The 14,210-nt window shown below is 41.3% G+C and carries 10 protein-coding genes; 7 read left to right on the top strand and 3 right to left on the bottom strand.

Annotated elements, in window-relative coordinates:
- The first annotated feature begins 20 nt into the window (after positions 1-20).
- Positions 21-1,313 carry an NAD(P)/FAD-dependent oxidoreductase gene (locus CCS02_RS12960; protein WP_100636784.1) on the top strand — a complete coding sequence of 431 codons (1,293 nt, stop codon included), beginning with the start codon at positions 21-23 and terminating at the stop codon, positions 1,311-1,313.
- Here the strand turns inward: CCS02_RS12960 and CCS02_RS12955 are convergent.
- The 3 genes from CCS02_RS12955 to CCS02_RS12945 all read right to left on the bottom strand — a co-directional run bounded on the left by CCS02_RS12955 (position 1,310) and on the right by CCS02_RS12945 (position 5,309).
- Positions 1,310-3,655, bottom strand: coding sequence for an ATP-binding protein (locus CCS02_RS12955; RefSeq protein WP_100636783.1), 2,346 nt, complete (start codon positions 3,653-3,655; stop codon positions 1,310-1,312). The genes CCS02_RS12960 and CCS02_RS12955 overlap by 4 nt on opposite strands.
- 2 nt (positions 3,656-3,657) lie before the next feature.
- Positions 3,658-4,458 carry a substrate-binding periplasmic protein gene (locus CCS02_RS12950; protein WP_157789871.1) on the bottom strand — a complete coding sequence of 267 codons (801 nt, stop codon included), beginning with the start codon at positions 4,456-4,458 and terminating at the stop codon, positions 3,658-3,660.
- A gap of 125 nt (positions 4,459-4,583) precedes the next feature.
- Positions 4,584-5,309 carry a response regulator gene (locus CCS02_RS12945; RefSeq protein ID WP_269777502.1) on the bottom strand — a complete coding sequence of 242 codons (726 nt, stop codon included), beginning with the start codon at positions 5,307-5,309 and terminating at the stop codon, positions 4,584-4,586.
- Positions 5,310-6,052: 743 nt separating this feature from the next.
- Here CCS02_RS12945 and nhaC point away from each other — a divergent pair.
- The 6 genes from nhaC (at position 6,053) to CCS02_RS12915 (ending at position 14,185) form a co-directional block, all read left to right on the top strand.
- A complete protein-coding gene (gene nhaC / locus CCS02_RS12940; protein ID WP_072838566.1) occupies positions 6,053-7,537 on the top strand; it encodes a Na+/H+ antiporter NhaC in 1,485 nt (494 codons plus the stop codon).
- 168 nt (positions 7,538-7,705) lie between these two features.
- Entirely contained in the window at positions 7,706-8,962 is a 1,257-nt protein-coding gene (locus CCS02_RS12935; RefSeq protein ID WP_100186330.1) for a DEAD/DEAH box helicase, read from the top strand.
- Between the two features lie 76 nt (positions 8,963-9,038).
- The gene (locus CCS02_RS12930; RefSeq protein ID WP_100636782.1) at positions 9,039-10,667 is read left to right on the top strand and encodes a methyl-accepting chemotaxis protein; all 1,629 of its coding nucleotides are present in this window, start codon (positions 9,039-9,041) and stop codon (positions 10,665-10,667) included.
- 144 nt (positions 10,668-10,811) lie between these two features.
- The gene (locus CCS02_RS12925) at positions 10,812-11,837 is read left to right on the top strand and encodes a GGDEF domain-containing protein (RefSeq protein ID WP_232728876.1); all 1,026 of its coding nucleotides are present in this window, start codon (positions 10,812-10,814) and stop codon (positions 11,835-11,837) included.
- Between the two features lie 476 nt (positions 11,838-12,313).
- Positions 12,314-13,222, top strand: a complete 909-nt coding sequence (locus CCS02_RS12920; protein WP_072838570.1) for a hypothetical protein — start codon at positions 12,314-12,316, stop codon at positions 13,220-13,222.
- Between the two features lie 105 nt (positions 13,223-13,327).
- Positions 13,328-14,185 (top strand): PA4780 family RIO1-like protein kinase, encoded by an 858-nt coding sequence (locus CCS02_RS12915; RefSeq protein ID WP_100186327.1) that lies wholly within the window; start codon positions 13,328-13,330, stop codon positions 14,183-14,185.
- Positions 14,186-14,210 lie beyond the last annotated feature (25 nt).

Raw genomic sequence — 14,210 nt, 5'->3', positions numbered from 1 at the left:
CACTTTTTTGGAGAAAATCAATGGAAAACAACACCCAATCACCTACGCTGGACAATAAAAAACCAGAGACCACAAGCAGCTTTGCTGTCGTAGGTGCGGGTGTCGTCGGTTTATGTGTGGCACTAGAAGCTCAAAGGCGAGGCCATAAAGTCACATTGATTGACGATAAGGCTCCGGGTAAATCTACGTCCTCAGGCAATGCTGGGTATTTAGCTACAGAGATCATCGACCCACTGGGAACACCAGAGGTACTTAGATCTGCTCCCAAGCTTTGGTTAAATCCAAAAGGACCAATCTGTACACCAATACGCTATATAACAAAAGCTGCACCTTGGTATTGGCGTTTCATTAAAGCTGCTCAACCAGATCAGGCGCAACGCGGAACAGAGATGATACACCAGCTAAATAAAGAATCCGTTGGCGCTTGGAAACGCACCTTAACCGACATCGGCGCGGAAGCTCTTCTCATCAAAGGTGGGCATTTGGTTGTTTGGGAAAATCCCGATAAACGTGATGAAGCCTCAAAATTGATTGAAAAAATGCACAGCTACGACATTTCCTGTGAATTAGTCTATGGGAACAAGTTAGCCTTGTTAGAGCCTGAACTATCCCAAACGCTCAGCCATGCGGTTTTCTTCCCAGAAATTCATCGGTTGTCGGACCCTTATGATGTTTGCAAAGCATTATTCGATGCATTTATAAAACGTGGAGGAAGCTTTATCAGCGCCAGAGTGAACGCCATTCAACCTTATGAAGACAGCATTAGGTTAGGAACGACACAACAAACAGAGACGTTTGATCGCGTTTCCATTTGCGCTGGTGCTTGGAGTAAAACGTTGCTAGAACAGGTCGGAATTCATGTGCCATTGGAAGCTGAACGTGGTTATCACGTAACTTTCCCCAACGATAAAACACGCATACATCACACTATTTTATCGGCAGACCGAAAGTTAGTTTTGTCGCCTTTAGGAGCGGGGCTGCGCGCGGTAGGTATGAGCGAAATCGGAGGGTTGGATTTACCACCAATCAAAAAGCGTTATCAGGTTTTACGCGAACACACCAAAGGCTTGCTACCTAAGCTATTCGATAACCCTAACCTTCAGTCGAGCGAATGGATGGGGCATCGGCCTTCTTTGCCAGACTCCTTACCGGTAATTGACCAGCACCCTCTTTATTCTCGTTTATCTTTTGCTTTTGGTCATCAGCATTTGGGGATTACACAGGCAGCGATAAGTGCAGAGCTCTTACTGGAAAAAATAGAAATGCGTCCAACGCGAATCCCAATGAAGGCATTGCAAGTCGACCGATTTTAATGGCCATGAACGGCGTTTAACAATAAATCTAACGTCTCTTCATAAAGTGGTCTCAATGCGTTTATTTCAACACTAAAATCCATCTTGGTGCTGTCATTACAGTGGTTTTCTAATTCGCGGAAAGCCGCTGCTAAGGTTTGTGCACCGACAGCATCAGAATCACCTGCTAAACGGTGAGTAATGTCTGCCAACTCGTACAAATCTTTTTGCGCATTCATTTCAGTCAACTCATCCAAACCTCGCTCTATCGCCGACGAAAACAGCGACACCAATTTTTGTAAACGCTGCTTACCCAACGCCGTTAGATGAGAGTAAATAAGACTGATGTTTAACAAGCCGCTACTCGCTTGCTGATCTAGTGCTATCTGGCTATTGAGGTTTAGCTGCTCCCCCATTACCTGATAGAGTAATTCACGCTTAAAGGGCTTAGGAATAACGGCTCGGATACCAATATCATGACATTGTTTCACATTGCTTGGCAGAACATTGGCAGTAAGCGCTACGATAGGCGTTTGAGCATTTATCTGGCCACCATTGCGTATTTGATCCGCAACATCTAAGCCACTTAACGAGGGTAAATGAATATCCATCAGAATCAAATCGAAGTGACTGTTGTTTGCTTTATAAAGCGCTTCTTGGCCATCCACAGCGAGTGTCACTTGATGTCCATCCTGCTCCAATAGTTCCGTAGTAACGGCTTGATTAATTGGCGTATCTTCAACCAGTAAAATCGACATAGGCGCTAGTTTCCGAGGCGGTTCAATAGCCTCGACCGACGCGATATCGGCTTTATCTATCGCAATTAATGGCACATAGAACCAGAAGACACTGCCACGGCCTTCCTCACTTTCTACACCCATTTCACCTTCGAGTAACCTCACCAATTGGGCCGTAATGGCCAACCCCAATCCTGTACCGCCAAATTGTCGTGTGACACTTTCATCAGCTTGGCTAAAGCGCTCAAATATATGCGAAAGATAACGATCAGGAATGCCCATTCCCGTATCTTCTACTTCAATAAGTACACCACTAGATTGCTCAGGATTCTCCTCCGCAGGCATCACAGAAATGGTTACAGAGCCATCACGAGTAAACTTAATGGCATTGGACACAAGGTTCGATAAGATTTGCCGTAGCGCACCAACGGCTCCCTGGTAGCGATCCTGTAATTGATCGCTAATTTGTACATTCAGCTGCGTATTCTGTTGCTGGGCTTGAGCCAAAAACAGCAAGCTCGTGGAATTTACTAGCTCGCTAATTGAAAACGGCAGAATCTCCGGACTATACATACCTTCTTCTAGACGAGCGTAGTCCAATAGACCGTTGAGAATTTCTAATAGTGCCTCCCCAGACTGGTAAATCGCGGAAAGCTTCTCGTGACTCTGAGAAGATTGAGGCTGGCTCTGTAGTAGTTCCACCATACCCAAAATACCATTCAACGGCGTTTTGATTTCGTGGCTCATGGTGGCCAAAAACTGACTCTTGGCTAAGTTCGCTTTTTCAGCCGTCTCTTTAGCGTCTTGTAATCGTCGAGTCCGGCGGCTAACTTGCTCTTGCAGCTGATCTCGGTGATAACGTAATTCAGCTTCGATCACATCTTTTTGTTTGATATCCGCTAAAATTGCTTCCCGCATGTCATTCATCGCATTCACTACAGAATCGATTTCATCACTTTCTGAGCGCGGTGTTTTATGCGGCAATATAAGCTTTTTTTTGAGATTTCCAGCACCGATAGAGCGGGTATAACTGGCCATGTATTCCAAATGCCGCGTTACCATAAAATGCACAATAAGCAGCAACAAAACCCCATTAATTAACACAAGAAGACTTTGAAAAAGCGCAATTTCGATAGCAGATCGCAGCAATTTTGACTGAATAGCCGCCATATCATGATATACCGTTAACTCGCCAAGCATGCGCTGCGTCTGCTTGCCATCTCGGTCAATGTAGTAAATAGGCAAAGTGGTACCATTATTGTTGTTCACAATCGAGTCTTTATCTCCGACTATGATGTCATCTTGCCAATCCGCAGAATGCAAGGTAACCGCATTCACATTGGAGAAGTTCATAATGCCTTTTAGCTGCAATTCTAATTGTTCGCTATCAAGATCCCACAAACCTTTGCGCACACCTTCAATATGCGATGAAGTAATATAATCAGTTTGCTGCTGCATCGAAGCACGCTCACGTCGATATTCGTTGAATACTTGAACGCTCGTCGAGATAAGTGCCAGCAACAAACTTAATGACAAAAGTTTGATAAAAATACGGTATGCCAGCGGGTGCATTTTCTTATAGCGTAATAGATTAGGGATTAATGCAAACTTTATTAATTGGCGCATAACTAGTAGTCAAACTCCCCACTTAAACCAAGATCAGTATTGTAAATTTGGCGATAGCGTTCCACCAATTCAGACACTGTATCCGGCTCTTTTAGTAACTTATCTAAGCGCTGATTTAAAAACGGTAGCCAGTTTACTAAAGGAGACCTTTTGGAAATAGCAAGGTACCAAAAGTCGCTAACATCCGTTTTTGTATGACCTATTTTTCCTTCTAGACCGAGTCGATGAACATCCAATTGACCTGACAATTTTCCCATTGGCACAACGTCTAAGCGATTATCAGCCAGCTTTAATAGATTTTGATCCTGAGTGGAGACAAGCTCTAAGTTTGGATATTCATGTAGAGCAGCATCCACTTCATTTCCAAAACTGTCGCCCATTAACAATCCAACGCGCAAGCCAGACAAGGCTTTCCAATCTTTAAATACCAGTGGATGCTCAATAGGATAATAAAGGTAAATCGACTCTCGAATGACTGGAGCGTCTAGGTAGGTAAGAAACTGTTGGCGTTTTGTGGTTTTGAACCCTGACAGCATATCAACGTTGCCTAACTCAACTTCTTTGAGGCAACGCCGCCAATTGCTATTTTGACGAGCATCAACCGTCACACCAAGTGGCTCTAATAACATTCTAATAACAGCAACGTTAACGCCATCAATTTTTTCATCGGCATTCAGCCATGAAACCGGTGGATAAGCACTGTTCCCACACACTTTTATTGTTAATCCAGATAAGCCATTTAACGACAGCGCCTTTTCTGCCGAGGCACTATTTTCTGCTAAAGCATTCCAAGAAAACAACATACTAAACCAGATGAAACATAACCAAAGAGCTCTGCTGTACGTTTCAAACCTATAATAGAGTGTTGCGCGGTGAACGTTTTTTTTCCTAACATTCACCACAAATAATCGCCTTATCACCGCTCGCATTACAAATCGTCTTGAGGGTTATTACTAAGGAGGTAGCCAACACCATGAACGGTAATAATCATTTGTGGGCAATGCGGGTCTTCGCTTAACTTACGGCGAATTCGGCCTATTAAAACATCAATAGTGCGATCTGTAGCGTTCCATGTGCGATTCTTGATTCGGTCCATAAGTTGATCACGCGTTAAGGCAACCCCCTCATTTGCCTTAAGCGCTAACAAAAGCTGAAATTCACCTTCGGTTAATTGGCTCACACTGCGGTCAGACTTAAGCAAAATACGGCGTGATGTATCTAATTGCCATGTCCCAATCGAACGAAAAACGGGTTCTTCTATTGGTTTTTTAGCAAGCTCTCTCTGATTCCTAACGCGGCGAATGAGGTTTTTACCACGAGCCAAGACTTCTCGTGCATTAAAAGGTTTGCAAACGTACTCATCGGCTCCACACTCTAGCCCTATGATGCGGTCAATATCGTCCTGTTTACCTGTTACTAAAATAATTCCGACTTCTGAACGGCTCCGTAATTCGCGGGTCAGAGTCAATCCATCTTTACCAGGTAAACGAATGTCTAGAAGAATAAGGTCGAATTCTTGCTCACTCAATAACTGTTCAGCGGCTTCAGCAGTATCAGCCCCTGAGACTGTATAGCCTTCTTCTGCAAAGTAGCTTTCGAGTGTTTCTCTGATTACGCTAGAATCGTCAACCACGAGAATTTTAATGTCTGACATTAACATAGCTAAGTACTACAAAAGGTAAAAGTTAAATCAAGTGTTTCATGATCATTTTATTATCGTTATTTTTAATATTAAACAAGCCATCTCATGACCTGTTCAATGAACTATAACAATTAAGCCAAGAAAAGATAAGAGCATAATATTTCTAAAAAATATCAACGAAATGTAAATAGATCTGCACTATGTAAACAGCTGTTAATATTAATTTCAATCCTATCATTAAATAAAACCATTTCGTAACGAAAGCTATCACAGAGCAAATATATGCTGATATTCGCTTTTTCTAAGAAGTGATAACAAAGCCACAAAACACAGCATTTTTTTTGCTCAGCTCAGTCTTGGTGCAGTTTCGTTTATCCCTTGATCAATACGTCATCATTGATGATTCTTTCTACCTTATTTAGGATTAACTGACCGATTTATCATGCACAGTAATAGAGCAATAGATATGAGTATCTCATTCGATATGGTTTTTAAATAAGGTTTCTCGCCATATTTTTTGTCATCAAGTCATTAAAAAAATACTCGTGATATTTAATGCTCCCTAATCAAATACGGATTTAACAAGGAATTTTTCGCTATTTCTATTTCACATTGTTCATACAAAGTATTACGACTTGTTTGTGAATTAATTATCCCTTCCTGCTACAACATTAATTAAGAAAAATGGAATATGACATTTCACCATGTCAATTTCCTTTATCCGAACTCAATAAAAAAGAAAAAAGGAACAACATATGGCTGTCAGCACACAACAATCAGAGACACAGAAGCCAAGCCTTGCGCTTGCTCTTGTCCCTGTAATACTCACTCTTGCTTTACTCGGCGTGCAAATCTTCTATTTTGGTGATTTCACACCGCATATACCTCTTGCTATTGGCTTAGCCATTACAGCGTTAGTTGGTATTAAACAGGGCTTAAAGTGGAAGCAAATTGAAGAAGGAATTTTTCATGTAATCCACGTATCTATGCCTTCTGTATCCGTATTGATTTTAGTCGGCATGTTGGTCGGGGTTTGGATTGCCAGCGGTACCGTCCCTACTTTGATTTATTACGGACTAACATTACTATCACCACAAATATTCTTAGCCGCGGCAATGATTCTTTGTTCCGTTGTATCTCTATCTTTGGGTACATCTTGGGGAACAGTCGGCACAGTCGGCCTAGCCCTAATGGGGATTGGTGCAGGTTTTGAAATTCCAATGTACTGGACTGCCGGCGCAGTTGTATCTGGTGCCTTCTTCGGTGATAAGGTTTCACCTCTTTCCGATACCACTAACTTAGCACCAGCAGTGACAGGCACTGATGTGTTTTCCCACATCAAAAACATGATGCCAACCACTATCCCAGCGATGTTAATTGCTTTGGTTATCTATTTAATCGCAGGCTTTACTTTAATCGACAACGACAATGGTTCTTTTGAACGCATCACTGCGATCACATCGTCCCTACAAAGAAACTTCGAAATCTCTGCTTGGTTACTGGCTCCGGCTTTAGTCGTTATTGTACTTGCTGTTAGACGCATGCCGCCGATTCCATCTTTATTCGCGGGTGTTATTGCAGGTGCAATTGTTGCAGTGTTTACACAAGGCGCAGGCATCCATGACATTTTAACTTATGCGAACAGCGGTTACTCCATCACCACAAGCTCTGATGCGATTAACAGCCTCCTAAATCGCGGCGGCATCCAATCTATGATGTGGACTATATCCTTGATTTTGATCGCACTCGGTTTTGGTGGCGCACTTGAAAGAACAGGCTGTCTAGAAGCCATTATCAGCGCCATCATGACTAAAGTAACAACATTCAAAGGTGTTCAGACGTCAGCCACACTAACATCGGTTGCAACCAACCTTGTCGCAGGCGACCCTTACCTATCCATCGCTCTACCTGGTCGTATGTATGCGCCAGTATATCGCGGAATGAAATATTCAACGCTTAACCTTTCTCGCGCAATCGAAGAAGGCGGCACCTTAGTTTCTCCTCTTGTGCCTTGGAATGCTGGCGGTGCTTTCGTTATCGGTGCATTGGGTTTGAGTATTGGCGATGGCAATTTCGAGAATCTACTTTATATCCCTCTAGCCTTCGCATGTTGGATTTCTCCCGTTCTAGGCCTCATCTATGCTCAGCTAGGTTTTTTCTCTCCAAAAGCAACGGAAGAAGAACAAGCAAGATGGAAGAAAAACAACGAGCTGGTTATGGATTACGGTACCGCTAAGTAATCGCCAGATATTCAAATCAACAAAAAAGCAGAGCACTCACGAGGTTCTGCTTTTTTGTCTTCTAAAAACAATAACCTTCTAAAATCAAATCAAAAAACAACTCTGAAATGTCAGCAAAGTGCTACACTAGCGCCCTCAATTTGCACCTTAAAAATAAGCGAGACATCCATGAGCTTTGCGTCTTTAGGACTTCATCAAGACATTATTCAGCAAGTAACAGAGCTGGGATATACAACACCAACCCCCATTCAACTTGCCGCTATTCCAGCCGTCTTGGCGAAAAAAGATCTTATGGCCGGAGCGCAAACTGGTACAGGGAAAACGGCTGCTTTTGCTTTACCTCTGTTACACCAAATTCTACGAGCTAAAGACTCAAATACTGCTGAAGGCATTCAAGTGCTGGTACTCACGCCTACTCGAGAATTGGCGCAACAAGTTCATGCTAGCTTCCTTAAATACAGCGCAAAACTACCGATCCAGTCGGTTGTCGCTTATGGTGGGGCAAGTATAAATGTACAACTCGATGCATTGAGACAAGGCTGTGATGTGTTGGTTGCAACCCCAGGCCGCTTACTTGAACTCATCATGAAAAACCTGATTGATTTAAGTAAGTTACAAGCCCTAGTATTAGATGAAGCAGACCGCATGTTAGACATGGGTTTTATCATTGATATTCAAAGAATATTAAAAAAACTGCCTGAATCTCGACAAACTTTATTTTTCTCCGCCACCTTCAATGACGAAATTTTCGCCCTCAGCAAAACCCTATTAAAAGACCCACAATTAATCGAAGTGAACAGCCGAAATACCACGGCAACTCATGTCGAGCAAACGATTTACGCGGTAGATCAAGATCGAAAAAGTGCCCTACTGTCGTTCCTCATAGGATCTAAAAACTGGCAACAAGTACTTATTTTCACTCGTACCAAACAAGGCGCTGACGAGCTAGCCAAAGAAATGGAAAAAGATGGTATTGCCACTCAATCCATCCATGGTGACAAATCCCAAGGTGCACGTGATCGCGTATTGGCAGATTTTAAAGCAGGCAAAGTACGTGCTCTCGTAGCAACTGATGTTGCAGCAAGAGGTATAGACATAGAGCAATTACAATATGTCGTAAATCACGAATTACCTTACAACGCAGAAGACTATATTCACCGCATCGGCCGAACTGGTCGTGCTGGTTCAACAGGCCTTGCCATTACCCTAGTTTCTGAAAAAGAGCGCTATCTACTAACAGACATTGAAAAACTAGTTGGTGAGCAATTCGTTCCTCAGTGGCTACCAGGTTTTGAACCAGACCTAAACAAAGTAAACAACGCCCAGAAAAAGCGCGAGCCATCTAAAAAAGAATTAAGAGCAAAAGCGCTAGGCATACACCCTTCAAAAGACAAAAAACCAAATAAAAAACGTCGTTCAAAATAAAGTAATTCGTTGTTATTATTCTAATAATTATTAGGTAAAAATCAGCTGTCAGCTTCGTATTCGATAGGGAAATCACATGTTTACAACAATTAAGTCTCGCCTGTTAATAACAGTTCTTCTACTCAATGCTTTAGCCAGTATCTGTTATACAGCTTATCTTTACGATGTTCGCAAAACAGACTTATATGATCAGGTCGATCGTAACCTCATGTTTGCCGCAAATACCGCGGCAGAACTAGCTGATGCAGATATTTACGACCAAATTTCTCATGGTAGTTTCACTGTAGCTCAATCAGACCTTCTACAACTAAAAGCCTACAATGTTCTAAAATTCTCAGATGTAGAATATATCTACACCATGGTTAAAACGTCTGACGATATTGTATTTGTATTAGACACACCCGATCCAGAAGAAGTCGAAAGCAATAAACTGCCCGCACCTTTGCCATCCTATGAAGATCCAAGTGACAAGCTACTAAAGGCATTCTCTCAAAATGGAACACAGCCAATATTCGACGAATATACAGATGAGTGGGGAACATTCAGATCTATATTTATTCCTTATACAACAAAGAACGGTCAAAAATTTGTAGCTGGCGCAGATATACTGCTATCTAGGATACAAGCGGAATTACAAAAAACCTTAATAATATCTAGCATAATCGGCTTTATAATATTCATTATCTCCTCGACCATTATTTATTGGCTTGTTTCTCATATATTGAAGCCTCTCGCCGAAGCTCAAGTACTAATGCGCACTATTGCGACAACACGTAATCTGACCTTACGCTCCAAAACCAATTCAGATGAAATTGGTCTATTACTAGAAGACTTCAACCATTTAATTTCAGAGCTTCAATCAACGCTATCAGCATCAACTAATTCGGCTATTGAAAACTCCACAGTATCTTCCCAACTTCAAGGTAGCAGTAAAGAAATCCGTTTAGCAGCACAAAAAATTGCATCAGCGGTCGATGAAGCCCGCCAGCATGCGGTATCGACTAGTCAGTTATTAGAAGTATCAGACTCTGATTTAACAACGGCGGTAAAAGATACTCAGAGTGCAACTACTTCCTTAGAAAGAGGGCAGCATGCTTTCGGTAAAGTAACCGAAATCATCAATGAAACAGCATTGTCTCAATCACAACTTTCTGACGAATTAAACTTACTTTCGCATAAAGCAGAAGAAGTTAATAAAATCCTCTCCTCTATCAGTGGTATAGCAGACCAAACCAACCTATTAGCACTAAATGCCGCAATTGAAGCGGCACGTGCAGGAGAGGAAGGACGAGGGTTTGCGGTTGTTGCTGACGAAGTTCGCCAACTTGCTATCCGCACTCAAAGCAGTTTGAATGATACTGGTATCGCCATTGGCAGTATCATCTCAGCGATAAGCAAGGTTGCTGACAAAATGAAAAACAGCGAAAGCCAGTTTAATCAGCTACTAGAGGAATCTTCTCAGGCGCTAAACAGCATTACAGAGAGTTCAACAACCATGTCTGACACTCGTCAAAAAATGCAATTCACCTCTGGGAATGTAACTAATGTCTTAAGAGATATTCACCAGGTGCTATCACTAATGTCTAATGTGGAAAGCCAAGCTATCTTTAACAGGAACAGCACAGAGGAAATTGCCGAAGCAGCAGATCGTCTTCAAAATTCAAGCTTGTCGTTGAAAAATGAATTAAATAGGTTTGTCGTTTAGTATAGGCTGCGTTAACAAGAAAAGAGCTATCAAATACTTGTTAGCGCGTCGGTTTTAATATGAAATATAAGGCCTATATATGCAGAGTTTACTTGTGCAATGAAACTCCAAAGCACGTCAAATAGGCAACTTAACACTTCATCAATGTCTCCAACATTGTTTCGAAGAATGCTTGTTGTCGCTATTTTAGGCTTTAGTGCAATATGGACAATTGATGCTTCAAGCGGAATTATTGTGTCCTTTGACGCTGCAGCTTACCCTATTTGCATAGGTGCTTTTAGCCTTGTTTTTATCCTTAGTATCACCACTAAAATCAATCATCAAAGCCTACATTTTTTTGTCTACTTTATCGTTGCCGGTTATCTAATTAGCTCAAGTATTTGGCATCACATGGCTGCTAATGGCTTGTTTTCAAACGCGGCGCAGTGGTTGGGATTAAATTATGTCATTGCTTATCTCTTTCTCGAAGTCAAAAAAGCCGCCCCCACAACCATCATCGTCTTTGTTGTAACCATCATTGGCCATTACATAGCGATCATCCAATACCACACAATGGCAGACACAATGGGGGTTGTCTTAAATATTGCCATTGCACACCTTATTTACATTTTCTTGCTATGGACAGTGATTAAACTCAGAGTCAAAACCGACCAAGTCATAGAACGAGCAGACACACTCAAAAACTATGCTTATGTCGATCTACTCACTCGAGTACTAAATCGACGAGGAATTGAAAAAGTTTTTAACGAGCTTAATCTAGATTCAACAGAGCAAAAGAAGAATTACGCAATTCTAATAATCGACATTGATCATTTTAAACAGGTCAATGATATAAATGGTCACTTGGCGGGAGATAAAGTACTTAGCAGCATAGCAGGTAAACTCAGCCGAACAGTTCATCCTAACGATGTTCTGGGTCGCTGGGGGGGCGAAGAATTTATTGTCCTTACTTTGAATAGAACGCCAAAGCAAGTAATGACCCTAGCTGAAAACTTAAGAACAGCAGTCAGTAACCTCGTCATCGACAACATATCCAACATTACGGTAAGCATTGGCATTGGATACTCATATGAAGCTTCTTCAAAAGAGGCTGTATTCAAAATCGCTGATAGCCACCTTTATATAGCTAAACAATCTGGGCGCAATACCATTCGCACGAGTAACACTTAGCTCCTATTTTTCTCACTAAATATCTTCCACCTACCCACCTCCATCTAGTAAAAAACATTATCTTTCTAGCAAACATAAGAATCGCTCTACGCACAAAAACATCTTGATATATAAAGCTATTATTCCATTACTATTTCCAGTTCAGCCCATTTTTAGCTCCGTCCTCCTTTTCTAATAACTCCATCCAACTCAACTAAAAGAGATCCACTTAACATTAGTTATCGAAAAACACAGTTAAAACCTCAAGCCCTCTATCCATCTCCTTAAACATACTTCCTATAGAGAACAGCTCTCGTTTTTGTAAAAACCCATTGAATTTTAATATCAAAAAAAGACTAAGAGATCATTATAATATCAATAAATACACTGTAAAATTATTGTAAGGTTACACAAATACACGTAAGATTTACGAAACATACTACACAGTAATAGATAGCATTTTAGAATAAGAAAAAATCAAAAAGGAATAAAAAGCTATGATTAGAGATAATATTGATTTTCTTGATGCTTCGTCTGAAAGAGAGTGCACTTTTTATAATGACTATTTACTCAAAAATATTCGAAGCGCATCTTTGAAAAATTTACGCGGTAATTCGCAAGCTGAGCGTATAAAAAAGCTGAATGAAGAATTAGAAAATCTAATCAACAAAAAAAGAGCGCCGCAGAACTTTGCAACTCAAATGCGTACTGCGTTTAAAGCAAGCCAACTCCCTTCCAATTATTTCCGCTGGATAGATAAAAAAGACGAAAGATTATGCAATTGGGCATGGTGTTACTTAAAAAGCACTACAAAAAAGTCAGAAACCGAATCAGAACAAGATCCAACGAAAGAAAACCCATTCTTATTGCTTTCAGGAAAAGCGTTCAATACCGAAAGAAGCAATGCTGCTGATAGACACATGGATATCTTGGATGCTTTTTATCATGGCGAAGCAGATACACAACAACAGCAAGACCTACTCGAAGAACTGAAAGCGAAATGGCAGGAAATTCGTTTTAATGAAACGATCGTCAATTGGCTTGAAGGAAATAATCCATCACAATGGGTCTGGGCTTGGTCTTATCTGCAAAATATTACTCAAAGACCTCTAAAACAGGCTTGGATACCGACCACAGAAGCAGAAAAAAAAGCTGCAGTTATTGCTACTATCGATTTATCTGATAACGTAGACCGTAAAGCATTAATCATTGATAAAATGAAAAAGGCTTGGAGTCAGAAAAAATTTCGTGAAAAATCGAGTGGTAGAAAACCTTACAGCATCAGCATGACGCTCAACACCAAGCAAAAGCTAAATGCACTGGCTGAAGAAAAAAACATGAAAATCAACGAGATGGTTGAGTATTTAGTAAGGAATGAATATAAAAAGCGAGATTCCAACGAATAGCCTTGTTAATTGCAAGGTAGAAATGATTCCGCTATACCAGCGATAAAGTCTATTTTCTATTTCTGGTAGTTTCATTTGTCATCTAATCACTGTATAACGAGCCGCATGAAAATCCCTAAAAGAATACAACCACTCATCGAAGATGGCTTAGTAGACGAAGTACTTCGACAATTAATGAGCGGAAAAGAAGCGACTGTCTACGTAGTACGCTGTGGATCAGAGATCCGTTGCGCAAAAGTATATAAAGAAGCCGGTAAACGCAGCTTTAAACAGGCTGTGCAATATCGCGAAGGCAGAAAAGTCCGCAATAGCCGTCGTTCTAGAGCTATGGAAAAGGGCTCTAAATTTGGCCGAGATGAGCAAGAGAACCTTTGGCAAAACGCTGAAGTCGATGCCTTGTATCGATTAGCGGCTGCTGGTGTTCGCGCTCCAACTCCTTATGGATGCTTTGATGGCGTTTTATTGATGGAGCTCGTTACCGATGATAGCGGTGAAGTAGCACCACGCCTCAATGATGTAGTACTGACAGAAGAGCAAGCCAAACGAGATCACGATACTATCATCAAAGATATTGTCCGCATGTTGTGTGCTGGTTTGATCCACGGTGATTTATCTGAATTTAACGTATTGGTTGATTCTCACGGCCCTGTGATTATAGATCTTCCTCAGGCCGTTGATGCAGCAGCAAATAATAATGCCGAATGGATGCTAGAACGTGACGTAAATAATATGCGCAATTATTACGGCATGTTCGCGCCAGAACTTCTTGAGACCAAATACGCCAAAGAAATCTGGGCGTTATTTGAAGCCGGTAAATTAACGCCGCACACCGAACTGACAGGTCTATTCGAAGAGCCAACAGAAGAAGCCGATGTCGATTCCGTACTACAAGAAATCAAAGAAGCCTTCGAAGAAGAACAAGACCGTTTAGCTCGTATTAACAGTTCAGACGACGAAGATTAATTAGCAATTTAGGTACAGATTTTTT

Origin of the sequence: Marinomonas sp. ef1, from assembly GCF_002806845.1 — a bacterium.
In the GTDB taxonomy this organism is placed as follows: domain Bacteria; phylum Pseudomonadota; class Gammaproteobacteria; order Pseudomonadales; family Marinomonadaceae; genus Marinomonas; species Marinomonas polaris.
Note: the sequence above shows the minus strand (reverse complement) of the source record. Positions and strands in the feature narration are given on the sequence as shown.

Coding starts and splice junctions, on each gene's coding strand:
- CCS02_RS12960 (WP_100636784.1), top strand. CDS start 21: ATGGAAAACAACACCCAATCACCTACGCTGGACAATAAAAAACCAGAG.
- CCS02_RS12955 (WP_100636783.1), bottom strand. CDS start 3,655: ATGCGCCAATTAATAAAGTTTGCATTAATCCCTAATCTATTACGCTAT.
- CCS02_RS12950 (WP_157789871.1), bottom strand. CDS start 4,458: ATGTTGTTTTCTTGGAATGCTTTAGCAGAAAATAGTGCCTCGGCAGAA.
- CCS02_RS12945 (WP_269777502.1), bottom strand. CDS start 5,309: ATGTCAGACATTAAAATTCTCGTGGTTGACGATTCTAGCGTAATCAGA.
- nhaC (WP_072838566.1), top strand. CDS start 6,053: ATGGCTGTCAGCACACAACAATCAGAGACACAGAAGCCAAGCCTTGCG.
- CCS02_RS12935 (WP_100186330.1), top strand. CDS start 7,706: ATGAGCTTTGCGTCTTTAGGACTTCATCAAGACATTATTCAGCAAGTA.
- CCS02_RS12930 (WP_100636782.1), top strand. CDS start 9,039: ATGTTTACAACAATTAAGTCTCGCCTGTTAATAACAGTTCTTCTACTC.
- CCS02_RS12925 (WP_232728876.1), top strand. CDS start 10,812: ATGTCTCCAACATTGTTTCGAAGAATGCTTGTTGTCGCTATTTTAGGC.
- CCS02_RS12920 (WP_072838570.1), top strand. CDS start 12,314: ATGATTAGAGATAATATTGATTTTCTTGATGCTTCGTCTGAAAGAGAG.
- CCS02_RS12915 (WP_100186327.1), top strand. CDS start 13,328: ATGAAAATCCCTAAAAGAATACAACCACTCATCGAAGATGGCTTAGTA.